24 protein-coding genes, 2 tRNA genes and 1 pseudogene are annotated in these 23,525 nt (G+C 42.4%); 14 read left to right on the top strand and 13 right to left on the bottom strand.

Annotated elements, in window-relative coordinates:
* The first annotated feature begins 65 nt into the window (after positions 1–65).
* Together AB4503_RS16840 and AB4503_RS16835 are read left to right on the top strand one after the other, a co-directional pair.
* Positions 66–575, top strand: a complete 510-nt coding sequence (locus AB4503_RS16840) for a hypothetical protein (RefSeq protein ID WP_017066167.1) — start codon at positions 66–68, stop codon at positions 573–575.
* Positions 576–689: 114 nt separating this feature from the next.
* The gene (locus tag AB4503_RS16835) at positions 690–1,178 is read left to right on the top strand and encodes a GNAT family N-acetyltransferase (RefSeq protein ID WP_372115418.1); all 489 of its coding nucleotides are present in this window, start codon (positions 690–692) and stop codon (positions 1,176–1,178) included.
* A gap of 135 nt (positions 1,179–1,313) precedes the next feature.
* Here the strand turns inward: AB4503_RS16835 and AB4503_RS16830 are convergent, their stop codons facing one another.
* The gene (locus tag AB4503_RS16830) at positions 1,314–1,889 is read right to left on the bottom strand and encodes a nucleoside triphosphate pyrophosphohydrolase family protein (RefSeq protein ID WP_008217561.1); all 576 of its coding nucleotides are present in this window, start codon (positions 1,887–1,889) and stop codon (positions 1,314–1,316) included.
* A 213-nt stretch (positions 1,890–2,102) separates the two neighbouring features.
* Here AB4503_RS16830 and AB4503_RS16825 point away from each other — a divergent pair, with 213 nt between their 5' ends.
* A complete protein-coding gene (locus AB4503_RS16825; RefSeq protein WP_372115417.1) occupies positions 2,103–3,173 on the top strand; it encodes a diguanylate cyclase in 1,071 nt (356 codons plus the stop codon).
* A 28-nt stretch (positions 3,174–3,201) separates the two neighbouring features.
* Here AB4503_RS16825 and AB4503_RS16820 read toward each other — a convergent pair whose 3' ends face one another.
* Both AB4503_RS16820 and AB4503_RS16815 read right to left on the bottom strand, forming a co-directional pair.
* Positions 3,202–3,768, bottom strand: a complete 567-nt coding sequence (locus AB4503_RS16820) for a DUF1415 domain-containing protein (protein ID WP_372115416.1) — start codon at positions 3,766–3,768, stop codon at positions 3,202–3,204.
* Between the two features lie 85 nt (positions 3,769–3,853).
* A complete protein-coding gene (locus tag AB4503_RS16815; protein ID WP_372115415.1) occupies positions 3,854–5,053 on the bottom strand; it encodes an MFS transporter in 1,200 nt (399 codons plus the stop codon).
* Between the two features lie 110 nt (positions 5,054–5,163).
* Here AB4503_RS16815 and AB4503_RS16810 point away from each other — a divergent pair, with 110 nt between their 5' ends.
* A complete protein-coding gene (locus tag AB4503_RS16810) occupies positions 5,164–6,036 on the top strand; it encodes a LysR family transcriptional regulator (protein WP_017066171.1) in 873 nt (290 codons plus the stop codon).
* A gap of 89 nt (positions 6,037–6,125) precedes the next feature.
* Here AB4503_RS16810 and AB4503_RS16805 read toward each other — a convergent pair whose 3' ends face one another.
* Positions 6,126–6,362 (bottom strand): glutaredoxin family protein, encoded by a 237-nt coding sequence (locus tag AB4503_RS16805; protein ID WP_016786183.1) that lies wholly within the window; start codon positions 6,360–6,362, stop codon positions 6,126–6,128.
* A 137-nt stretch (positions 6,363–6,499) separates the two neighbouring features.
* On the opposite strand from AB4503_RS16805, the gene AB4503_RS16800 reads away from it, so the two are divergent.
* A complete protein-coding gene (locus tag AB4503_RS16800; RefSeq protein ID WP_004734935.1) occupies positions 6,500–6,997 on the top strand; it encodes a YgjP-like metallopeptidase domain-containing protein in 498 nt (165 codons plus the stop codon).
* A 4-nt stretch (positions 6,998–7,001) separates the two neighbouring features.
* Entirely contained in the window at positions 7,002–8,324 is a 1,323-nt protein-coding gene (rlmF, locus tag AB4503_RS16795; RefSeq protein ID WP_372115414.1) for a 23S rRNA (adenine(1618)-N(6))-methyltransferase RlmF, read from the top strand.
* A gap of 90 nt (positions 8,325–8,414) precedes the next feature.
* Here the strand turns inward: rlmF and pilW are convergent, their stop codons facing one another.
* Positions 8,415–9,182, bottom strand: coding sequence for a type IV pilus biogenesis/stability protein PilW (gene pilW / locus AB4503_RS16790; protein WP_372115413.1), 768 nt, complete (start codon positions 9,180–9,182; stop codon positions 8,415–8,417).
* Positions 9,183–9,350: 168 nt separating this feature from the next.
* On the bottom strand, positions 9,351–10,292 hold the full coding sequence (metA, locus tag AB4503_RS16785; protein ID WP_017066439.1) for a homoserine O-succinyltransferase: 942 nt from the start codon (positions 10,290–10,292) through the stop codon (positions 9,351–9,353).
* A gap of 275 nt (positions 10,293–10,567) precedes the next feature.
* Between metA and AB4503_RS16780 the strand changes: the two genes are divergently transcribed.
* A complete protein-coding gene (locus AB4503_RS16780; RefSeq protein ID WP_102333268.1) occupies positions 10,568–10,936 on the top strand; it encodes an ATP-binding protein in 369 nt (122 codons plus the stop codon).
* Between the two features lie 78 nt (positions 10,937–11,014).
* The gene (locus AB4503_RS16775; RefSeq protein WP_019824122.1) at positions 11,015–11,437 is read left to right on the top strand and encodes a DUF3859 domain-containing protein; all 423 of its coding nucleotides are present in this window, start codon (positions 11,015–11,017) and stop codon (positions 11,435–11,437) included.
* Between the two features lie 108 nt (positions 11,438–11,545).
* Here the strand turns inward: AB4503_RS16775 and AB4503_RS16770 are convergent, their stop codons facing one another.
* On the bottom strand, positions 11,546–12,652 hold the full coding sequence (locus AB4503_RS16770; RefSeq protein WP_017059177.1) for a M20/M25/M40 family metallo-hydrolase: 1,107 nt from the start codon (positions 12,650–12,652) through the stop codon (positions 11,546–11,548).
* A 260-nt stretch (positions 12,653–12,912) separates the two neighbouring features.
* Between AB4503_RS16770 and AB4503_RS16765 the strand changes: the two genes are divergently transcribed.
* Positions 12,913–14,877: a diguanylate cyclase domain-containing protein gene (locus tag AB4503_RS16765; RefSeq protein ID WP_372115412.1), complete on the top strand. Its 1,965-nt coding sequence runs from the start codon at positions 12,913–12,915 to the stop codon at positions 14,875–14,877.
* 153 nt (positions 14,878–15,030) lie between these two features.
* Here the strand turns inward: AB4503_RS16765 and AB4503_RS16760 are convergent.
* Positions 15,031–15,216 (bottom strand): annotated as a pseudogene (locus AB4503_RS16760) (hypothetical protein).
* A gap of 272 nt (positions 15,217–15,488) precedes the next feature.
* On the opposite strand from AB4503_RS16760, the gene AB4503_RS16755 reads away from it, so the two are divergent.
* A complete protein-coding gene (locus AB4503_RS16755) occupies positions 15,489–16,148 on the top strand; it encodes a DUF2726 domain-containing protein (protein ID WP_372115411.1) in 660 nt (219 codons plus the stop codon).
* A gap of 127 nt (positions 16,149–16,275) precedes the next feature.
* On the opposite strand, the gene AB4503_RS16750 is transcribed toward AB4503_RS16755, so the two are convergent.
* Positions 16,276–17,289 carry a porin gene (locus AB4503_RS16750; RefSeq protein WP_229647281.1) on the bottom strand — a complete coding sequence of 338 codons (1,014 nt, stop codon included), beginning with the start codon at positions 17,287–17,289 and terminating at the stop codon, positions 16,276–16,278.
* Positions 17,290–18,047: 758 nt separating this feature from the next.
* Between AB4503_RS16750 and AB4503_RS16745 the strand changes: the two genes are divergently transcribed.
* Positions 18,048–18,124: transfer RNA gene (locus tag AB4503_RS16745), tRNA-Val, on the top strand.
* A 69-nt stretch (positions 18,125–18,193) separates the two neighbouring features.
* Positions 18,194–18,269, top strand: a tRNA-Val gene (locus AB4503_RS16740).
* A 557-nt stretch (positions 18,270–18,826) separates the two neighbouring features.
* Here the strand turns inward: AB4503_RS16740 and AB4503_RS16735 are convergent.
* Genes AB4503_RS16735 through AB4503_RS16725 form a run of 3 tightly spaced genes read right to left on the bottom strand, consistent with a single transcriptional unit; the run spans position 18,827 to position 20,576 of the window.
* The gene (locus tag AB4503_RS16735) at positions 18,827–19,135 is read right to left on the bottom strand and encodes a hypothetical protein (protein WP_102321029.1); all 309 of its coding nucleotides are present in this window, start codon (positions 19,133–19,135) and stop codon (positions 18,827–18,829) included.
* A complete protein-coding gene (locus tag AB4503_RS16730) occupies positions 19,136–20,347 on the bottom strand; it encodes an Arm DNA-binding domain-containing protein (RefSeq protein ID WP_372115410.1) in 1,212 nt (403 codons plus the stop codon). It abuts the gene before it with no gap.
* Positions 20,340–20,576 (bottom strand): hypothetical protein, encoded by a 237-nt coding sequence (locus tag AB4503_RS16725; RefSeq protein ID WP_102321027.1) that lies wholly within the window; start codon positions 20,574–20,576, stop codon positions 20,340–20,342. The genes AB4503_RS16730 and AB4503_RS16725 overlap by 8 nt, the downstream gene beginning before the upstream one ends.
* A 60-nt stretch (positions 20,577–20,636) precedes the next feature.
* Between AB4503_RS16725 and AB4503_RS16720 the strand changes: the two genes are divergently transcribed.
* Positions 20,637–20,867 (top strand): helix-turn-helix transcriptional regulator, encoded by a 231-nt coding sequence (locus AB4503_RS16720; protein WP_102393890.1) that lies wholly within the window; start codon positions 20,637–20,639, stop codon positions 20,865–20,867.
* Between the two features lie 201 nt (positions 20,868–21,068).
* Here the strand turns inward: AB4503_RS16720 and AB4503_RS16715 are convergent, their stop codons facing one another.
* Positions 21,069–21,923 (bottom strand): WYL domain-containing protein, encoded by an 855-nt coding sequence (locus AB4503_RS16715; protein ID WP_372115409.1) that lies wholly within the window; start codon positions 21,921–21,923, stop codon positions 21,069–21,071.
* 275 nt (positions 21,924–22,198) lie between these two features.
* Here AB4503_RS16715 and AB4503_RS16710 point away from each other — a divergent pair.
* Positions 22,199–23,525: ATP-binding protein (locus tag AB4503_RS16710; protein ID WP_372115408.1), on the top strand; the 1,327-nt coding region annotated here is incomplete at its 3' end.

Here is a 23,525-nt window from a genome sequence, read left to right as displayed (position 1 = left end):
AATAACAAGAAGCTAAGTCAACCAACTAATCAAATTTGTATTCGAAAATACAGAAGGTCTATCCTATGAAAAATACCATTAAGCTACTGGCTATCGCATGTGTTTTACTTACTCCAATGCTTGTCGCCGCTGCCGAACATAATCACAGTCACAATCATTTTAACCCTGAATTAGAGCAACTTGGCGACGACATTATTGGCCTAACCGTGTGTTACAAAAATGGTCATCTATCAGATGAGAATCAAGAGCCTGCGTTTATGAACCTTATCAACCACGCCAATGTAGAAGGTGAGGAGCTGGGGATGTACTACATGGATAAGTTGGGCCCTAAAGCCGAGCAAATCATGAGTGATGATGAGGCTCGACGTTTATGGACTGAAGATTATTGTGCTGATTTGACTGATACCTATTTGGACTCAGACAAGTTAGCTCAAAGAGCAAATGAACACAAAGGTCATTCCCACGGACACGATCATGAACATCACCATAATCATGACCACCATGGACATGGCGATTTAACGCCAGAGGTACTTGAACAAGATATTGAGAGAGGGCGTTTACTCAGTATCAACTAAGCCCAATAAGATAAGTTCATCTAACCTATTGTTAAATATTTACTATTTGTTAGTGTGTCTAGGTGCACATTGAGGATGTGTTTCATATTTAACGAAGAAATATTAGGAGTTGCGATGAGTATTATAGTGAGACGGTCTGAACCGTCAGATGCAAAGGGAATAAAAGAAGTTTACGAATGCACTAATGCTTATACCGGTACGCTGCAACTCCCAAATCCATCTCTGGAAAGCTGGCAAAAACGAATCTCTAATATACCTGACAACGTGTACTCGTATGTCGCGATGATCGACGATGAGATTGTTGGCAACTTGGGAATGGAAGTGTGTGTGAACCCAAGAAGACGACATGTGGCTTCATTTGGTATGGGTGTTAAAGACGATGTGTTAGGCAAAGGTGTCGGTAGCCAACTGCTCGCTACAGCAATCGACTTGTGTGATAACTGGATTAACATCAAGCGAATGGAGTTAACGGTGTATACCGATAACGAAAGAGTGATCAGTCTGTATAAGAAGTTTGGTTTCGTGATTGAAGGAGAGTCCGCAGGATTCGCTTTCAGAAATGGCGAATATGTGGCGGCTTATCATATGGCTCGACTAGTATAGCGCTCGGCTTCTAACCAAGGCTACAATTAAAACAGCTAGAGTTCTTCAATAGATAATAAAACGCCACGTTACAATAACGTGGCGTTTTCTATTTCAGTCAACTGATGCTTTGAAGCGCTTCAGTTTTAACTCTACTTAAGCTGTAAGAGGCTCAAGGTTGGCTGGACGGTAGTGTACAGATTTTAGTACTTTACCTTGGCGAACTGTTTTACCTTCCGATACAAAATCTTCAGCGCATTTAGCAATGATGTATTCACCTTTTTGAACCGCCATTAGCTTAATGTTCTGCTCAGCATAGAATGCTTCTGTTTCTGCGTATTCTGTTTCATTACGGCATACTTTGCTCATGTTGCTTGAGTGTACTTCGTCCCAGCAAGGTAAGAAGTCAATTGAACGGTTTTTGGCAACGTTCAACAGTAAGTCGATTAAGTAGCTGATCGCTAGGTTGTCTTCTACTTTGGATTGGCCAAGGTGAACCAGACGTCCCATCAAAACATAAACGCTGTCTACAATAGCGTCCGCTTGTTCGATTTTAGAGTCAGCTTCTGCAAGTTCTGTTAGCTCTTCGATCGCTAGAGAGGTATGTAGCGTATCGCCTTTTTCGTCCATTGTTTCAGGAGCAGCAACCGGCAGATCAAAAGTACTGCGGAACTCTTCAATGTCGCGGTAAAGGTGATCGTAGATTTCTTGGTTTAGTTGAGAAAGGTTCATATTCCTATCCATTTTGTTTCGTTAATGGACCATTTTAACAAAGGTAGGAATGGGGTGCTAACGCAAAGTGGAAGAACGCGACTTTTATTCATTGGACCAATGAGGTATTTTGCATACAAACTAATTGATTATTATGTTTTTTTACACTTTACTCTTCTTAATATACGAAATATTAATGTTGCCATTAATGTCAGCAGTAGTGGAATCCCATTTATGAACCAAGCCAGTGAAAGCGAAATTGTTATACGCCGCTTGTATCAAATCACCAATGATTATCGAAAGGGCTTCGATATTCAGATCGCTCAGCTGCTTATTATGGGACTTGAACGCTTCAACCTTGATATTGGTATCTTATCGAAAGTCGATGGCAATACTTATGTTGTTGAACATTGTGTTACGCCTGAAGGGGTAGAACTCAATAGCGGTGACACTTTTGATTATCGTTCAACCTATTGCGAAATTACCTGTAAATCGATTGGTCCTATCTGTATTGAGCATTGTGGCAAACACGATAAGTATGCGAAGCATCCTGCTTACCAGTCTTTTGGCTTGGAGTCTTATATTGGGGTTCCCATTTTCGTTAATGATGAGCTTTATGGCACCTTAAACTTTTCAAGCCCAGCACCCTATCATCGTGAGTTCAAAGAGTTCGATGTCGACGTGATGAGACTAATGGCATCATGGATCGAAGTGGAGCTGGTTAGAAGGCAGCAAGAACGAAAACTCAAAGAGTTGAATGAGAAATTGGAGTATCAAGCTCTGTATGATCCTCTGACACACTTGCCAAATAGACGTTGCTTGTTTAAAACGTTGAATGCGGAAGTCGAGCAGTTAAAAGGCTCTTTAGGAAAGGGAACCTTGGCGGTTGTCGACATCGACTTCTTTAAACAGGTTAACGACATTTACGGTCACCAAATGGGCGATGTTGTATTAAAGAAAGTGGCGAGCGTGCTGAACAATAACACTCAAAAGGGTGAGTTTGTGGCGCGTTTTGGTGGTGAAGAGTTCATTCTTTGGTATCCAAATAAAACACCAAATTATGTTGAAGATAAGTTCATGATTCTTTTGCAAGAGATGAAGAAAATCACACTGGATCGAAAGCCTGTCACTATATCAATTGGTGCGTGTCATTTTGAGTTGAGTACAGGGGATACCAAAGGGGAAAGGATGTCGGCGTTAGATAAGCTCATCAAAGTTGCCGATGAGTGTCTGTACATTGCGAAACAAAATGGACGAGATCAGTTCATTTCTCGTCCATATCATCAAGAGCGCTCAGGAATATGAGCCATCATGTTAGCGATTAACTGAACTATTAGCTAAACAAGTAAGGGAACAGTTGACGGCGTTCTTCTGGCGTTAAAGACTCAACTCTTGCGATGTTGGTGTCTGGGATCGCTTCAGGGTTAGGGTAGTGCTTCAGTACCTTTTCCATGCTTGCTTCACGAATCAAATGGTAAACAGGGTATGGAGAGCGATTCGTTAGGTTTTCATCGTCTTCTGGATCCGCACCACCAAAGCAATAGTCAGGATGGAACGTTGCCACTTGGTAAACGCCTTCCCAGTCTTGCTGTTTGATCAACGCTTCAACCCAATCAATGAACATGTTGTAGTCGAAGAAGTCTTGCAGCATGTTAGGAACCACCACTAAAGTCGTCTCTAATTCAGCGACTGGCGTGTTATCTAACTCTACGAAATGCGTCATGATGTCTTGCAACAACGCTTCTTCCGTATTCGCTTCACTCACAAAGATCTTAATCTGTTTATTACGTTGTGGCTTGGCTGCGAATGGACACAGGTTTAGGCCAATAACGACATCGTCTAACCACTGTTTTACTTGGTCGTGGGTTGTTTGAAGATCTGTGCTTTGAGTGTTCGACATAACAGGTTCCGAAATGAAATTTTGCGTAGGATATCAGAACGGACGTCAATCAAAAGCAATAATTGAGTTACAACCTTAGTCGTACTTATGCTTGTGCAAGTTTAGACGCCGATACTTGTAGCTGTTTCAACTGGTAGACCCAAGCAAATATCGCGACATAGAAGATTGAACCGCCCGCAATCACGCCATTCCAACCGAACAGCTGCCAACAATATAAGAGTAAGAAACCACCTAAGCTCCCGCCTATGTAATAGTGTACTAAGTAAAGTGCGGTTGCTGTCGCCTTAGCGCTCGGCGCTTTTTGACTTACCCAAGAGTAGGCAAGGGTATGGGCGAAGAACGCGCCGCCACTAATCAATAACAAGCCTGCTAACATGAACGGGACTTTGTCGATGGCAGAAGTTAGCATTCCGATTAAGCTAATACACACGCCCATCAATATACCGTTTAACGGGTCAAAGCGAAGTGTCCATTTGTTGGAGAGCTTAGAGCTTACCGTACCGGCCAAGTAACATAGGAATATCAGTGAAGCTAAACCAACGGGTACCGAGTGAGGTTCGGATACTAGCCTAAAGCCCATTACAGAGTACAGGTTAACAAACAGCGCGAAGTTAGCACCACCAATCAACATGGCAAGCCACAAGGTACGGTTTCTTAAGTGCATTACAACGGAGCGGTTGTGATGAAAGAACAGCCCTTTTTGAGGTTTGAAGTTCTGTTGGTCAGGTAGGCGATAGGCAATAAAGAGTGCACCAAGCAATGAACCGACAACGAAAAACAGTACAGTTGCATGCCAATCGAAATAGTCTGTAATTAAGCCGCCTAATACACGTCCGAAGATTCCACCCAATGAGTTGGCCGCAATATAACCTCCAATCGCGACAGCAAAGGCTTTGGGTGTTAACTCCTCAACCATATAGGCAACCGCCACACCAGCAAACGCCGCCACAGCGATGCCCATAAATGCGCGGGCAATAACGAGTTGCAACAAGGTAGTCGTGAACACCATGCTTAACCCTATTAATGGGATAGCGAACAGACTGAACAGAATAATGGGTTTACGACCAAAGGTTTCAGAGGCAATTGCCCAAGGTACCAAGCTAATCGAAAGGCCGAGTGTTGTAGCAGCAAACAACCAGTTGATCTGAGTTTCAGATACTTGGAAGTGCTCCGCCATGTGCGGCAAGATTGGCTGAAAGAGGTAAAGGTTACAGAAAATGATAAACGAGCCAATCGCCAATGATTGGGTGATGCGTTTGTATTGAAGACTGCCTTTATCAAACATTTACGTTGTGCCTGCACGAGTTAGTAAGCTATTTGTGAACAAGTTATCAGCACAAGTGTGATTAAAGAAATATATTAAAAATATCACCTCTATATATTAAATATATCGCCATGCTTGAATCAAAACCTCTTCGACATTTTCTGGCTGTTGCGCAGTTTGGTAACTTCACTCAGGCCGCCAAAGCGCTGCATATCGCGCAGCCCGCATTGAGCATTTCTATTAAAAAACTAGAACAGACGCTTGAGTTGATTCTATTCCGTCGAGGCGATAAATCCGTCACTTTAACGGAGGAGGGCAAAGTACTGTTTGAGCATGCAAAGCGAATCGCCCAGCAGTTTGATGATGCTCAGCTCGCGATGAATGAACTAAAGGGGCTAGAAAAAGGCGAGGTTCGATTAGGCGCTCCAAGTATGATGGGCAGTTACTTTTTCCCTCAAGTAGTGATGGCATTTAAAAGCCAATACCCAAACCTAAAGTTGACCTTGATTGATGCTGGCACCGCATCGATTCGTGAAATGCTGTTAAACGGCGAACTCGATATTGGCGTAATTAATCATGAGAACGTTCCAGATGATTTGGAAACGGATCATCTGTTAAGTTCTGAGATGGTCGCCGTTGTCGGTAAGGAGCATCCGCTAGCACAACAGCCTTCGATGACCTTTGAAGAATTCTTTGCTCAAGAGCTGATCATGTTTAAATCGGGCTATTTCCACCGCGATTTTATTGATGCGACCTGTAAGAAGTACGATCTTGATATGACCATTGCGTTTGAAACCAACTTGCTCCCGATGATTCTTTCTATCGTTAAACAAGAGTTTGCGATCACCGCGCTGTTGAGCTTAGTGACGGAATATGAGAAAGACGTGATAGGCGTGCCATTTAAAGACCCTGTAAAACTGAATCTATCGTTGGCCTGGAGAAAGGAAGGGTATTTGTCGAAAGCTGACAGAACCTTTATTGATTTCGTTAAGCGGTATGTGTGATTTAGTAAGATTTAAATAAACAAAGCCCGAACATCCTAGATTGGATATTCGGGCTTTGTTGTATAGAAGTATGACTGGCTCAGAGCACGTTAGGTGTTCTTTGAGTTATACATCTTATCGAAGTTCTTCTGATTCCAGCCGACCATCACTTGATCGCCGATCTTAAGCACGGGGATAGAACGAGCACCCATCGCTTGTAATTCTTTACGACCACGCTGCATCTTTGCATTCGTCAGGCGGTAAACAATTTTCTTAGAGTCTAAATACCTTTGGGCATCTTTACAGTGCGGGCATTTGTCTGCGACGTACAATACAACACGTTTCATTTTTTCATTCTCTTGGTGAATCTCGCTAAAGTGTAACGAATCCTAGGTGATTAGAAAAGTGTGATCAGTTACACTATGCGGCTCAATTTTCAAGACCACAACGTATTGTCGTGGTGTAACTTGTACGGTCTTTCAGCATGCATCCTTCTTTACGCTATATTCAAGGCTATCCTAAGCACATTCTTGATCCTGTTACTCAACTTGTAGAGTCGGGTAAATTGGTGCCTTGGTTTGAAGCTCGCTACCCAAAGAATCATGAAATAAAAAGCGAGAAAGCCCTGTTTGACTATGCGATTGAGATAAAAAATCGCTACATGAAAAAAACACCACCGATCAGCAAAGTGATTTACGACGGCAAGATACACCTAATCAATAATGCGTTAGGTCTGCATTCTTATGTTGCTAAGAATCACGGTGGAAAGATCAAATCAAAGAATGAAATTCGTATCGCCAGTGTTTTTAAAAATGCACCAGAACCTTTGCTAAGAATGCTGGTGGTACACGAACTGGCGCATATCAAAGAGAAAGAGCACGACAAAGCCTTTTACCAACTATGCTGTCACATGGAACCGGAATATCATCAACTTGAGTTGGATGCCCGTTTATTCATGATGTATTTAGATTTAAAGAAGTAGCCCAATGAGCCAATCACAAAATAGAACGACGCTAAGCCTGTCGAAAAACAGCACTTCATCAGCAAAAACAAAAGACAACCAAGCTGATGTTAAGCCAAGTACAGCTAAGCCAAGCAGCGACAAGCGTATTTCTACAAACAACACATCTGATAAAAGCCGCAAGAATAGCGCACCTAAAGGCGCGGGCAATAACAAAGCAAAGCGACCTTTTGCAAAAGACAGTAAAGGGAAGCAGGGTGCAAATAAAGGATCATCGAATAAGGGTTCTTTCAATAAAACGGCTTTTAACAAGAACGCAGCTCAGAAAAGACGCTCGGCTGAAAAACCTCAAGGTGGATTACACCCAAGAAACCAGCACACTGGCCGCTATAACTTCGAGTTACTAGTTGCAGCCTTGCCTGAGCTAAAAGAGCATCTGATCAAGAATCCGGTTGGCGAAGACACCATTAATTTCTCTGATCCATTGGCCGTTAAGCTACTCAACAAAGCTTTGTTGGCGCATCACTATGGCGTTAAACATTGGGATATTCCTGCTGGTTACTTGTGCCCGCCAATTCCTGGTCGTGCAGACTACATTCACAGAGTGGCCGACATCCTTAATAGCGATGGCCAAGGTGAACCCTATAACCACGCGTCTGTGAAAGCATTAGATATTGGTGTCGGTGCAAACTGTATCTACCCAATCATTGGTGCGACAGAGTATAAGTGGCGTTGTACAGGGACAGATGTTGATTCAGTCTCCATCAAAACAGCGAACTTCATAGCGGAAAGCAACCCTAATCTAAAAGGTAAGATCCGCGCTCGCCTACAAGCTGACTCTGAATCTATCTTTAAGGGCGTGATTAAGGATAATGAACGTTACGATGTCACTATTTGTAACCCGCCATTCCACAGCTCTCTTGAAGAGGCTGAAAAGGGGTCACAACGTAAACTGGATAATCTAGCGGCGAACCGTGCTAAGAAAGCCGGTCAGTCGTTCAAGCCAGAAATGAATAAGAAGCCAGTTAAGTTAGATAAATCAACTAAGCAAGATAAACCAACCTTAAACTTTGGTGGTCAAAAAGCCGAGCTTTGGTGCCCAGGTGGTGAAGCCGCTTTCATTATGAAGATGGCGAGAGAGAGTCAACTTTTTGCTACTCAAGTTTTGTGGTTTACGACATTGATTTCTAAGAAAGATAACGTCGATATGGTTCGTTCAGAGCTTGGCAAGCTTAGAGCTAAACAAGTGAAAGTCGTCGAGATGTCACAAGGCCAGAAGGTAAGTCGCTTTATCGCATGGACCTTTATGGACGATGAGCAAAGACAAGAGTGGATCGCGCTAAAATAGCGGCTGCACTTAGTTAAGATATTAAGCTGAAATACGGACGGGCTTGTTGTTAACGCAACAAGCCCGTTTTTTTTGTGTTTTGCATATAACCTAAGCAGAAAGCAACTCATCTAACTTACTCTGATATTTCTGCTCTAGAGCTTTGTTACCTGCTTTGTTTTCGAGATCGACCAAGATTTTAAGCGATGGAATTTCATAGCCATAACGCTGGTGGAATTTGAATAAACGGATTCGAGCGTCATTGTAATCGGCGTCACTCACTTCAATTTTTGATAACTGTAGTATCGATTTTACGCGGTTTGGATCGTGGTCAATCGCTCTGCTGAAGTAGTACTTCGCTTGGTCGGTATTGCCAGCCTTAAATGCGCAAAACGCGGCGTTTTCATAACTTGCAGACACCAAGTAGTAGTAGGGTTGGTCGATGGCGCGATTGAAGTAATTATCGGCTTGTTCGTATTCGCCCTGTTTACACAAGAAGGTACCGTAGTTGTTCAATACATTGCCATTTCTTGAATCAAGACTGAGTGCTTTGCGGTAAGTGCTTCTCGCTTCATCTACTTCACCCACTTGTTCGTAGTAATGCGCCATTGAAAGCCGAGCACGGTAGTAGCTAGGTGCGTGTTTAATCGCGAGCTCAAGGTTTTCACGCGCTCTCACCATATTGCCTTGTCCCATATAGCCCAAACCTAATTCGATTCGAGATTCAGACATCGCGATAGGATCACTTTCAATCTTTGGCGGTCCTTCAGTGACAGAGACACAACCGGCCAAGGAAAGCGAGGCAAGTAGTACCACACTTGATAACGAAAGAGGGCGGGACAACGAAATCGGATTTGAAAATGATGGCTTGGCAGGCATGTGAAGCTCCTTATGAACACCAACCCATCATATGAAATCAAACCCATTGAAGTCGTAAATCTATCATGGAATGCGACCCACACACCATAAAAAAACCGCGTCCAATTCGTCGTTTTATCAACAACATACTGAACACGGTTTATGTGTTTGTGAATCGGAAGAAAGAACTTAATCGTCTTTGGTAAAGTTGTCTTCGCTGAAATGATCCAGATCGTAAGGCGTTTGTTGGTAAACGCAGTAGTTTAGCCAGTTTGAGAACAACAAGTGTCCGTGGCTGCGCCAGCTTGCAACCGGTTTGTTGTCTGGATTGTTATTCGGGTAGTAGTTGATTGGTATCACAGGCTCCATGCCTTCACCCAAATCTCGAATGTACTCATTGTGAAGTGTGTGAGAGTCGTACTCAGGGTGACCCGTTACAAACACGTTTCGCTTATCTTTGGTTGCTGCTAGGTATACGCCTGCAACATCAGAAGTTGCAAGAACATCAAGGTCAGTATGTTCCGCTAAGTACTCTTGAGAGAAGTCCGCATAGCGAGAGTGCGGAGCTAAGAATGTATCGTCGAAGCCACGTAAAATAGGGTGGTATGGGTTATGTATCTCGTGGTTATAAACACCAGACAGCTTCTCTTTACGAGTGCGTTTTGGCAAATCATAGAGTAATTTCAAACCAGCCTGAGCCGCCCAACACACGTATAGCGTTGAAGTAACGTGCTTGTTTGCCCATTCCATGATGGTTTTCAGGTGATCCCAGTAGATCACATCTTCAAATTGAACCAAGCCAAGCGGCGCACCAGTGATGATCAATCCATCAAAGTTTCTTTCTTTGACCATTTCAAATTGGCGGTAGAAGTTATCAAGGTGTTCAGTCGGTGTGTTTTTACTTGGTCGGTCATCAATGCGCAGCAGCTCTACATCAACTTGCAATGGGCTGTTCGATAGTAGGCGTAAAAATTGAGTTTCAGTTTCAATCTTCTTCGGCATTAGGTTGAGGATCAAGACTCGAAGTGGACGAATTTCCTGTGTCGATGCTCTTGATAACGGCATAACGAAGATGTTTTCTTCACGAAGAACATCGGATGCTGGCAATTGGTCTGGAATGCGAATAGGCACAGCTTTCTCCCTAAGCTAGATATGTAGACGTCTATACATCTAAATCTATAGTAGTTTGGTACGCTTGTCGATATGCAAAATGGCTAGATGTAAATTATTTGTGTTTTCTATCAGAAGCAATCCCCGCACTTCGAGGGGAGTCTCATTGTATTCAGTGATTATCTGAGTCGTGTTTAAGTAGTTGGTTTTCGGATGCTGAGCAGAGGCAGTTATCAGAGCAACTCTTTACTATTTACGATAAACTCATGTTTTCGAATTAGCCTGTAAAGTGACAGATGAAGTTAATACTCATTCGAGGGTTGCCCGGTTCTGGCAAATCAACAAAAGCAAAAACCTACGATGCATTGCATGTCGAAGCCGATATGTATTATGTGAATGAGCAAGGTGAGTACCATTTTGATCCTAGGCAGCTGCGACAAGCTCATGAGTGGTGTCAAAACACAGCTGAAAACGGCTTAAAGCAAGGGTTTGATGTGGTTGTTTCAAATACCTTTATTAAGCATTGGGAAATGAAAGCCTACCGCCAACTTGCACTCAAATATAAAGCAGAATTAATTATCGAAGTGTGCCGAGAGCAATATGGCACTATTCACGACATTGAACCTTCAGTAATTAAGCGTATGGCGAAAGACTGGCAAGAATAGCCTCGTTCTTCTTCTGCTTGCGTGGCTGAATGGCAAATAGAATTAAATTAATAGAACAACTTCAAGGTAACGATTGAAATGGCAAAGCGCTCTGTTGTGGTCGACATGACTTCTTATGGTATCTATTCCACATGGGATTCAAAATCTAAAGATCTTCCAAAAATCCAAGAGTTCACCACCACCGTTGATGCTGAAATCGACGTAGAGTTTGGCTATATCCTGAATATCAAAAAAGCCAAAGGTGAGAAGATCCGTTACTGCATTTATCACCCAAACATCACCACAGACAAAGGTGAAGTGCTCGAACCGTTTGATGGTGAGGAGTATGTCGGTAACAATGACTGGGATTTCTACTTAGGTGACACTATCTGGGCTCCTGTCTCGAACAAGCTAGGAAAGTGGCGCATGACGGTTGAGCTAAAAGGCAACATCATCGCCGACAAGACATTCGACCTAGTAGCAAAAGACGAAGGCCAATTCTGGAAGCGTAGAGGGTTTTAGATTCGACCTTCTATGTTCACCTAAACAACAAAAAGCCGAGCATCGTGATGATGTCTCGGCTTTTTTCATTGTGCTAGATAGAAGTGACTACCTAACTAATGGATTCGATTATTGCGTTACGTAAGCCACAACAAACTCAGTGATTGCGACCATGTCTTTCACTGCAATGTACTCTTCAGTGGTGTGAACTTTCGCCATACCAGTAGAAAGGTTAACTGTTGTCAGGCCTTTTGCGTTGAAGTTGTTTGCATCGCTACCGCCGCCAGTGCGTTTAGTGTTCGCTGTGACGCCAAGCTTCTCAAACGCCGATTTGATAGAAAGAATGTGCGGATGATCGTCTGCAATAACGAATGCATCGTAAGCACGAGTTGATTCGATTTCTACTTCAGCGCCGAACTGCTTAGCACTTTCTTGGAATGTAGAGATCATATGTTCAACTTGAGCCGTTAGCTTTTCGCCGTTTAGAGAACGTGCTTCAGCCACGACTTTAAGCTCTGGCATTACGATGTTAGTCGCTTGACCACCTTCAACAATACCAACGTTTGCTGTCGTTTCTTCATCGATACGAAGTAGGTTCATCTTAGTGATTGCGTCTGCAGCAACCTGAATTGCGCTGATGCCTTCTTCTGGTGCTAAGCCAGCGTGAGCAGGGCGACCTTTGATTTTAGCTACAATCTTCTGTTGGCCAGGCGCTGCGTTTACGATGGTGCCAATTGGGCCGCCTGTATCAAGTACGATTGCGTGCTCAGATTGAATGTAAGACATGTCGAAGTTCAAAGAACCGAACAGACCGCCTTCTTCGAATACAGTAAACGCAATCTCGATAGTTTTGTGCTCTTGGCCTTCTGCTTTGATGCAACGAACCGCTTCCATGATAGCTGCGATACCAGACTTGTCGTCACCACCTAGAATTGTGTTGCCTTTTGAACGGATGATACCGTCTTCGATGATTGGCTCAATGCCGATGCCTGGCGTTACTGTGTCCATGTGGCAGCTGAACACTGTGCTACCTGGAAGAGTGCCATCTAGACGAGCGTAGATGTTGAAACCATTAGACACTTCTTCAGGAACCGCCAGTTTGTGAACTTCAAAACCTAGTTCACCGAGTTGCTCAGCCAAAGCTTCAGCAATCGCTTTTTCGTTACGAGATTCACTATCAATTTTCACTAGATCGCAGAAATGTTCTACAAGACGTTGTTCATTAATTTGGGTCATTGTTAATTCTCATTATGCTTCCGCTTGTTCAAAAAGAAGCCGCGGAGGTAGGAACAGGAAAATCACTATAACGCCAATGAGGTAGATGATTGTCTGAGTTAAATCAAGAAAGTTGCCTGATTATTCTAATTAATGAGAAAAACCCAATTCAGATCCACCAGTGCGCAGGATTTTAATCTGTATATCTGTCGGGTATAATGTTTGACCGCTCTTAAAAAACGTCAATAAAATTGGAATTCAATCAATAATGGCCCTGATAAATGAATAGAAACAATGTGTTAGGTTCATTCCTTTTCGTGGTGCTGATGAGTATTGTGCTGGGGCTGTATTTGCTCTATCCAACTTATGACGACGGTTTAAAGCATATTCGCCCTGAAAACCCGAGTGTTTATAGTCCAGAGAAAGAGTTATCACTCTCTCAATATGGATCTGCGTTGATCGATATTCTCGATGTATCTCGTGGTGACCCTAATTTAGCTTCCCTACAACTTGAGGCTCTCCAAGCCAAGTTCCCAGACCAAGATAAAGCCATCTATCGTGCTTACGAATTGATGATTTTGTCGAACCTCGCGCAACATAAGTTGGATACCAAAGCGGTTTCCGAATACGTCAGGCAGATTAAAGCACTCGTACAACACGAACATATGGGTTGGTTAAAGGCCCAATCTCTCGTTGAATTAGCGATCGAATACATCAGTACGGGTGAGCTAGCGGAATCTGAAATCCAAATCAGAGCTGCGATAGATATCGCAGAATCGCTCCACTATGAAGAGTTGTTGATTAAGGCCTATAACACGGCTGGTGTCATCAATAACATCCGCAATGACTTTCCTGAAGCTCAATACTTTTTCCATAAAGGTTTAGACCTTGGTAAGAAGTACCCTCATCACATCTACAACAGCAAGTTAGTGTCAAATATGGCACTGCTTTATATCTATTTGGAAGACTGGCCTAAAGCGCTCAAGCTGATTACAAGAGCCAAAAAGCTCTATTACAAGAGTGGACTACTCGAAGCGTCTACCATCGGCGTGCTGCATGTGAATGAGTCTTTTGCTTATCTGCGCAGTGGTGATTTAGTCAAAGGCCGAGAAGCATATCAAAGTGCGGCTAAGCTAAATGGCGATAACGTGAGTGAACGATACAAAATCATCCTATTAAAAGCAGAGAGTGATGTGTTGTTGGCGGAAAAGAACTTTGAGTCAGCACGACAAGTCGCAAACTTGTGTCTTAGATACCCAGGCGTGGACAAATACACACTTCAATTGGGGCAGTGTTACCTAAATAGAGCCTTAGCGAACATTGGTTTGAACCGAGATAATTTTGTTTTTGCTGATCTAAAGCGATCGTCTGCAATGTTCGATGTTGTGCGGACTCGCAGCTGGAAGGTCCTCGGCTTAAGAACACTTGCTGAATACTATGATTCAAGAGGCGACAGCGAGAACGCACTTCGCTACTTCAAGCTCTATTACAAGGGTAATAAAGCGCTGCTATTTGATAAGCGCCAGAGTGATATCTTTTTACTCGAGCAAGATTTCGCTACGGCATCATTAGCTCAAGAAAACGAACTGCTTAACGCAGAAAAAGAGTTGGGTGAGCTGACATTAGATAAGCAGCAATTACGGAATCGAATCGTCGTCGCTTTGGGTATCATGGTGATGATAAGCGCCACGTTACTATTGATAAGGTTACGCTCGATCCAGAAGACCAACAAAGAACTACTTAAGCAATCAACAAGATGCGAACTGACAGGCTTATACAATAGGCGTTACTTAGAGCAACGGTTAACTCAGCCGATGCCACATCATTTGTCGTCGTTTGGGTATACGCTCGCTATTCTAGATTTAGACCGCTTCAAACAAGTTAATGACACTTATGGCCATGATATTGGTGACCAAGTGCTGGTGGAAGTCGCTAAGCGTTTAGAGAAAATCTTATCAACAAACGATGTAGTGGCAAGATGGGGTGGGGAAGAGTTTGTTTTGTTGCTGTCTGGTTCCATTGATCCTGAGCAACAGTTGAACGTTATCCGTTTAGCTATTTCTGAAACACCCATTGATACGCACTCCGGCTCTTTAGACCTCACCACATCGATAGGAGCGTCGATTGGTATTGTTCATGAGCAACTCAATCAAGATACTTACAAGAAGTACCTCAAAGCCGCGGATGATGCACTATATCAAGCGAAAGAGTCGGGTAGGAATCAAGTCATCATTGCTGAAAGTTAATCGCTAATCTGGAAACAAAAAGCCATTCTGATCTTCGTGAGATAAGAATGGCTTCTGGAACACTCTGAGATCGCTAATATCAAAATTTGAGTGAGAAGTGGGGTTTACTTAGCGATATGTCGAGTTTATCTATATCAACATTTTCTAAATGAGTTACTTAGCGACACCTTGAAGCATTTCAACCAATTCGCCTTCTGTCGCTGGTTCGCTAGCGAGTTCAATCACAGCCGAAGCTCCTCCCTTTAACATGTAGGCTTGGGTTCCGCAGTGGTCATAGTGGAATCATTTACCGTCTACACATACGTCCGTATAACATCTTGGGTCTTGTTTGAGTTCCATATCAATTTCCTTATTAACATTTGCCTAACGTTTTTCAGACTAGTTGATCACAAATTTAGGTAAATTGATCTAAGTCAATTTAGAGTGTAATTGATGATTTGATTATCAAATAGGAGAGGTGTGTCTAGCGTATGAGCGACCTCTTGTTGATTACAGCATTCAAAGGTCGTGATTCTGGTTGGCAACTCTCGCTCTTTTGCTTGCCACGTGAGGCTTTTCTACATACGCTAGCCACTCTCTTAATCCCTATACAGACGTGATTGTGTTGGAAAATGACTAATATCTTTATCGTTGTAATTGTTCTGGTTATGTTCTTTTACTTTATCCAAAATTATCTAGTGAAGCATGACGACACCAAAGATCATGCTTACCAGAAAAAAGGGTCGTTGATGTCGGCGCAACAGGCGACATTTTATAACGCACTTAAATCCGCGGTGGGCAACCATGGCGAAGTGTTTGCTAAGGTCAGCATGTCGAACGTTCTTGTTCCTGCTAAGGCGAACAACAAGAAGAATTGGTTTATCGCCAACAATAAAATCTCACGTAGCTATTTTGATTTTGTTGTGTGCGACCCGCGAACGTTAGAGCCCCGCGTGATCATAGAACTTGATAACGGCAAAGAGCTCAACAAGGGAAAGGCCGATCGAGAAAAGCTACTGATCCACGTGTGTAAATCGGCAGGCTTGCCACTGATTGGTGCATCTATTAAACACAGCTACCAAGTGAGCCGTTTGAAGAGGTTACTGGCAGCACACATCGATTTAATCGAGCCATCAAAAGAAGTTCGATTCTGTAAGAAGTGTGGCAGCCCGATGATCATCAAACTGGCCAGCCAAGGCGATTACAAAGGCCGACGCTTTTTCACTTGTAGCCGCCAGCCAAACTGCACCTATACCGAAAACTACAACGTTGTATTCGATGTTGAAGAATAGTTGGTATCGATAGTAATGCATCCGGTTGGACTCGATTCAATCGCTTAGATACGAATAAGTTATACAAACTAAAAAGCCGAGCATTGATTATGCTCGGCTTTACTAATATTAAGTGGATTGGTTTAGACTAAAACGCGTAACGCATACCGAGCTGTAGCTCATCTTCGTCGTTATCGCCTTGCCCACCTTCGCCCTCGTCTAACATGTTAAACTTATAACTACCAAAGAAGGCCACATCGCCAATATAACGTGCGTATTCTAGACCGATAAAGTTAATGTCGTAATCTGCAATATCGTCAGCTTCAAAGTAGCTGTAGGTCAGGTTGACGGTGTTGACACCAAACGAGTATCCCAAGTAAGCATCGGCAGAATCGTAGTCTGAATCTTTTACGCCTAGACCTGAAATACTACCAAATTGATAGAGTGCGGCGAACCAAACCCCCTGATCGTTGGTGTACTTAACCGCACCAATATAGGCATCAGAAGTTTCTGTATCTGTCCCAACGCCATAGGTTTCATCACTTGACGCATAACCGACGCCAATATCTAACCCAATCGAAGTGCTGCCGGCGACAACTGCACCGAAGCCGTCACTTTGTGCTGATTCACTATCTGAATTGAAATTGCCATCAATTTGAAAGGTGATGTTGTCGCTTGTCAGTTCATAACGTAAAACATTTTTTGCTCGATCAGCAGTCGACACCGTGTATTCATTGATATAGCCGCTGAAGGTTTCAGCCATATCCGTCCAATCGGTTAAGTAGGTAACGGCATTATTTTGGTGGCCATAATAGACGTTACCGTGATTGGTTTGAACACCCGTATATAAGAATCGAGTGTTAATGCCGATATCATCTGATGCGCCATCTTCAGACTCTGTTAGTTCGAATTCATATTTCCCAAAAAAGGAAACATCGTCCGACGCTTTTTGTGTGCCATCGACACTTAAGCGGACACGTGATCTATCACTATAGGTGCTACTATTACCAGCACTTTTATTCGCATCAGAGAAATTCCCTCGAACTTCTGCGCGGCCGCCGATATTGAATACTGTTTCATCTGTCTCATAAATGGTCGCCGCCGATACGGCAGATGTCGATAGTATGCTCACCACTGCAATGGCGATATGTGATTTTTTCATAATTTATTCCCTATTTTTCACACTTGTATTTATCGCAAACCATAAATTCACGTATAGCATTGAATTTAGATCATTGATTCCTACAGGTTATGAATATAGGCGCGCTTTACCATTATGCAAATTTCATTATGTATTACTGTGCTGTATGTATTCAAAATAGCTATGATGTGTGGGGTTGGGTTTTGAATTGCTTATAGATTGTTGCTCTTGAGGGAGATTAATTGTAGCTGATGTTTTTCGACTATAGAGTGCTATCGTATTTATGTATGTTGGTAATAACCCGGCCACTTTATATGAAAAATCCGAATTTAGTCATTGCGGCCTAGTAATTCGATGACGACGATTACAAAATCGTGGTGATTTTTATGAATGATGTATTTCAGTGAGTTACAAAGCCTCTGTGTGCCTTTCACTTATAATGATCAAAATACTACGGTAACCCAATGGGCAAGCAAAATTTTTGACACTAAATATAGGCATTGATCTATACCTGTATGGTTACTGTAAAGGCCAAGAAAAACGGTATAGACAACAAAAATCCCAAATTGAACACATTAGGTTAGTTAATTGGTTGTCATCAAGGATTAGAATTTTTTCTAACTAAACTTTGTTTTTCAGCGGTTTGACGATAATCTGGGTGTAAAATCGACATGTTGTTATGTCTTTGATTGCAAAGTGAGCAAACGAATCGCAAGATGCCAGTTAATACTTGCACCATCTGTTTATCATGGATATCATCGTTGGCGTTCTAAGGGAATGCGTCCGTAGCTCAGTTGGTTAGAGTACCGCCTTGACATGGCGGGGGTCGGTGATTCGAGTTCACTCGGACGCACCATTCCTTATTTGTTTTTATTGCATAACTATTGAGTTTGTCACAATGGTAGTAATAAGAAATTAGAACATCGCCCGCTTAGCTCAGTTGGTTAGAGTACTTGCATGACATGCAAGGTGTCACTGGTTCGAGTCCAGTAGCGGCACCAAATTCGTTCTTTCTGAACAAGCAAAAAGCCCACCTAGCGTGGGCTTTTTTGTGTCTGCGTTTCTGGAAAGTACCTTAAATAGCATCATTCTTGTCTGCCTCCCCGTTGAATAATTATTGGATGGGCTAAGTGACTCATATCTCTCAAACTCGATTTGTGACCGCGTGGTGACCATGCTGTGACAACCTTCTAAGCATCTACAGTTGGGAGTAACAGAACATTTAAGAAATAGTCATCAGCACATTTTTAAAAAGAGTGCTCTCGTTAATCTGAGTCTGGTGCGGTTTGAAGGGTCCAGCACTACGGTTAATGCAAAACTACTATAGAACTTAGGTTCAAGTTATCAACGCTAACTTTGTGCGGCCAGTGAAGTGGGTGTGCAATAAATTATAGTGTTCTTGTTAACGGGTGATGGCTGATGAGTTATTTCAAGGTGAACTAGGCGCCAGTTGTAGGTGAGGGTAGATTCAAGAAGAGTATGGAAATGTTCAAAAATGGGAAATAGAAAAGAGCCAAATAAACATGGGTTCATTTGGCTCTTTTTTGAGTAGCTCTCATTAATGCAATTGCTTCAAAGAAAAACTGATCCGTGATTGCATTGCAATCAACAGCCAACTGGCATCTCGATTATTTGGCTTGTCTTTACATAGATGTAGTGCTTTTAGTACACCGCGCGTGACTGAATCAATAAAGACATGTTCATGATGGAATTTATCTGGCCACAGTTCAGTACGTTGCTTGATAAGTTCGTAAATTTCATCGTATAGCCAATCAATATCTTGATGAGAGATTTTCTGAAAACGCTGAGCCTGAAGAATGTCACAGCACAAACTGGTGCAGTGAATAGCTAGAGGTGAATAAGCCATTTACTTTCCTCCATTTAAATTAGCATCTAATAACTTTTCAAAAGCACTGCCGTCTTGCCTGGTTAGGTTTGGTATATATCGGCTGTAAACTGTGAACAGCATTTTTGTAGTGGTATGGCCCATTTGGCGAGCTATCCACTCAGGTGCTTCTCCGGCTGCTAACCATAATGTTGCAGTCGTATGTCGAGTCTCATAAGGGCGGCGATATTCCATTCCCAAGTTTTTAAGTGTCGGCTTCCAGATTCGGTCTCTGACGTTACCTTTATCTAAAGGGTTTCCAACTGCATTGCAGAACACATACTCCTTAGTACCAGTCACTTTGTATTGGGATTTTATAGCTTTAAGTACAACAGATGACATTTGAATGTCTCTTGTTGAACCCACCGTTTTCGTTGTGTCTGAACGGCCGTGTACAAACGTTTCTCGAACTGAAATTAAACCACGCTCAAAATCTACGTACTTCCATTTCAGACCATCGATCTCTGAGGTGCGCATTCCGGTGAAGAAACGAACGGTGAAGTAATCTTTAAAATTGGAACGTACCGATGATAAAAACAAGTTCACTTCATTAAAATCAAACGGGTTTACATTAGTGCGTTCAACACGTAGTGGTTTGATGTTTTCAAACGTCGAACGAAAATCATAGCGATCTCCGGCTTCGCTCAAAATCATGCGCAGTGGTGTCATGACATGATTAATGAACTCGGCAGATAATTTTTTGCCGTTGTTACGCGGTTTCACTAAAGAAGCACGGTACTTTAAGATGTCAGGTCGAGAGATCTTCGCGACGTCTAAATGCCCGAAGTGAGGTACAAGGTACGACCATAAGTAGATCTTCATACTGTCCTTATAGCTTTCTTTCCAACGCACTTCGTTTTCGTCGTACCACTCCTGTGCGAAGCTTTCGAACAAGACAGTTTCAATTCCTTGTAGCCCTTGTACTGCCGTTTTGTAATTACCAAGTAATTCCTGTTTGCGTTTTTGAGCTTGGATGTCTTGTTTCAAAAATGTTTGAGCTTTCTTAGACTCAGGGAAGTACTCACTATATACAAAACAACTCAGGCGAATGTCCGCTTCAATTTGATTTAGCAGTTTCTGTAGCTTGCGTTGGTTTACTTGAGTTGCAGGCAGTGCAGTTTGCTCACGGCAACGCATACCTTCATATCGGAAGTCGAGATAGAGCTTACCGCTACGTGAATTGATACTACCCATGACACACCCTCCCGCCAGCCATTGGAATATACTGAAGGTTACGTGATGCAGATTGGTATAATTCTGCCTCTACCTCTTCCCAAATGTAGAGAATTTTTCTACCATTGAATGGTCGAATGTAGTGTTTACCTTCGATGAAAATTGAATCTCGCAGAGTCGAATTGATATAGTTGGCGCTAAATTTGATACGACCTGCAAGCTCTTTTGCTGTAAGTAATAATTGGTCCATTTGACCTCCATTGTTTGTGTTTTATCAAGACACATTATTATATCTTTTAGGAATTGATGTGTGATTAGATATAACTTAAAGGAACTTATAGATAAAAAATCAGCGGAAGAGGGACGGAAGATCTCTGGAGCTCAAATTGCTGCCGAAATAGGTATTCAGCGTTCGGCCATGGCGAAAATGATCCGAGATGAAGGGTACACTACAACCACAAAAACTCTTGATGCCTTGTGTCAGTACTTTGATTGTGATGTGTCAGAGGTTATTTGGTATCAGAAAAGGAATATTAGCTAAAAACTTATCGAGTGAAATGTAGGGTGTTTTTAGTCGTCACTTTACAATAGATGTAGGCTGCTGTTTTAAAGCATTCAGCAAGGAGCGTATATTCATGGATCTTTACACCATAAATACAGTCAGCCCTAGTTTCGAGTAGACAGGTAATGTTCCATCTAGAACATCACCAATCTTATCGGGCTGTCTCGAACGAACCTTGATTTATCTAGGTAGACTTACGTCAAAGTAAGCTGTCAATTGGTAGGCTTCTGGTTGTTCTTTTAGCAGCTTTTGGTCTTGTATGACGCTCATACGTCGCAAGTAATAATTGACTAAAGCTCCACGAGTTACTATTTCCATCTTCTTGTTTTTCATAGCGTAGTCGTCAGCAACAACAACTTGTTGTTGCTCAGACAAGTAAGGATTAGGTGTAATCGTTAACTTAACTTGATGGTTCCAGTTGTCATCATGTTCTCGCATTTTTGGTGACTTATCCATTAAGTCAGGTTCGTTCCTAAAGCGACTTAACACGAAATCTCGAAATTCATTTTTCTCTTCACAATATGCTCTTACATGCCACCTGATCCCATCATAGACTAAGCTGTGAGGCGCAATAATTCGACCTCGAACCTCAGGTGTAGAGAGCGATACATAGTCAATATCGACTCGAAGGTTAGCCCTTGCTGCCGCAATTAATCCTCGAACAATGCTTGGTGATATAGCCCTTTCAGGAACGTTCAATACGGTCGATTGAGCTTCCCCCCAATTAAAGAACTCGAAGGTCTCTTCTTGGTTATATTGCTGATGAAGCATAAGTAGATACTCATGAGCAGTGCCTTGAGTAAATAAAGGCTTAAAGTTGTCTGCTGGCCTATAGCCTTTAATTGTTCTATCCAGTATCAATTGACCTTGGTCAGTTAAGCTAATGTACTTGTTGATATCCCTGGAAGCTTGTTGTCTCCCTATGTGAAAAGCATCACATAGGTGATTTGTCGTCAGTCGACCCTCCCAAAGAGCAATTATCTCAATTAGTCGAAATCGTACTTGTTGGTCCCATTTGATATCTGCTTGATTCATGTTCGTGCTCATAAATGTCACATGTTGATGTATACAGTATATACATGTAGCAAAAAAGTACATATATTTATTGTGGATATTGACAAGGGCAGGAAAAGTCAGGAATCTTTACTGTGAGAGAGTCGATGGTATTGAAAGCTGTAACCTGATTTAGTGGCCACAAATTCAAACTGGTTGATTTTCAGTCAAGAAAAACAACATAACTCGAGATAGATACGATGATGTATGCCGGATTGACCAAAGTTATCGCAATAAATTCTTATCAGAAAAACAAGATGTTTTCTGAGTATTCTTTTGACGCTCCCACTCAGATCACTGGCGGTAACGGAGAAGGCAAAACATCACTTTTAAGGCTCATTCCGTTTTTTTATGGGGCGACTGGCACGCAGATCGTCAGGAAATCGAATGTCAATAAGCCCTTTGCCGAATGGTATTTACCACACAACAACAGTTATATTGTTTTCGAGTACATTACTGCTCGTGGTCAAGTTGCTCATGTCATTTGTTATCGAAACCTTAGTACTAAAGGTGGCATTGTTTACCTTTTCGTCAAAGGTCAGTTTGAGCAGTCAGTGATCATTAAACAAGACAGCGAAGATAAGCCTTACGCTATCGGCTGTACAAAGCTGGCCGCGGAGCTGAACGCTAACGGCTTAGAATACGAGTCGCGTATTACTAGCGTCAAAGAGTACCGCGAAATTATCCAAAATATTAATGCAGGGAATTTGAGCAATCAGTTCCTGAGCTACTCTTTGTGCTCTGGTCGTCATGATGTCCGTCACATTGAAAAAATCACAGCGGCGTTGATTCAAGGTGAATTCAATATGGCCGACACAAAGGCGCTTTTCCTGGATATCCTCGAGCAAGGAAATAGCACATTAGAGTTTGGTGTGGATGCAAACAGAATTGAACAATGGTGTGATGACTACAACGGCCTAACAGCGTTCCTAGCCAAAAAAGAAGCGTTCATTGAAGCTATTGCGAACAATAAGCAGATTGCCTATCTAACCACTCAGCTCGCCAATGCCTTAACAATCATTCGTGAAGCCTCTGAAAGCCTTGATGAATCTCTTAAGAAAACCGAAATCGAGCGCTCAGATTTTCTTGAAAACAGTGACAAGCAGATTGGCGAAATTAATCAAGATAAGCTTGATAAAGAGGTTCAAAAGAGCGCTCTTCAACGCTCTATCACAAGTATTAACTCTGAGATCGAAGTACATCACAGCAAGCTTATAACATACGAAAATAGTGGTTATCCAGAACTGTCCGTTAAGCTAAAGCAATTGCCAGAAATGGAAGACAGGGTGGCACAACAAAGACAAAGTTACGCCGATCTTGAAACTAAGGTAAATGATGCGAAAGCAAAGTATGAGAAAGACAAACAAAACCTTGTTAGTAAGTTCAATAAAGAAAAGTCTGACCTAACAGAGCAAAAACTTGATGCCGAGAAAGAGTGTAAGGTTAAAAAAGACAAGATAGACGATGTATATCAGCCACAGTTAAAGGAACTGACCCAAACCCATACGATTTTTACAGCGGATAAATCTCAGGCTCTTATGGAGCATAGGGCTGAACTCGCTACGGCTTTGTTTCCTAATTGGA

The organism is Vibrio sp. 10N.222.55.B11, from assembly GCF_041473705.1.
GTDB classification, from domain to species: Bacteria; Pseudomonadota; Gammaproteobacteria; order Enterobacterales; family Vibrionaceae; genus Vibrio; species Vibrio crassostreae_C.
This window is presented reverse-complemented; position numbering and strand designations above follow the sequence as displayed.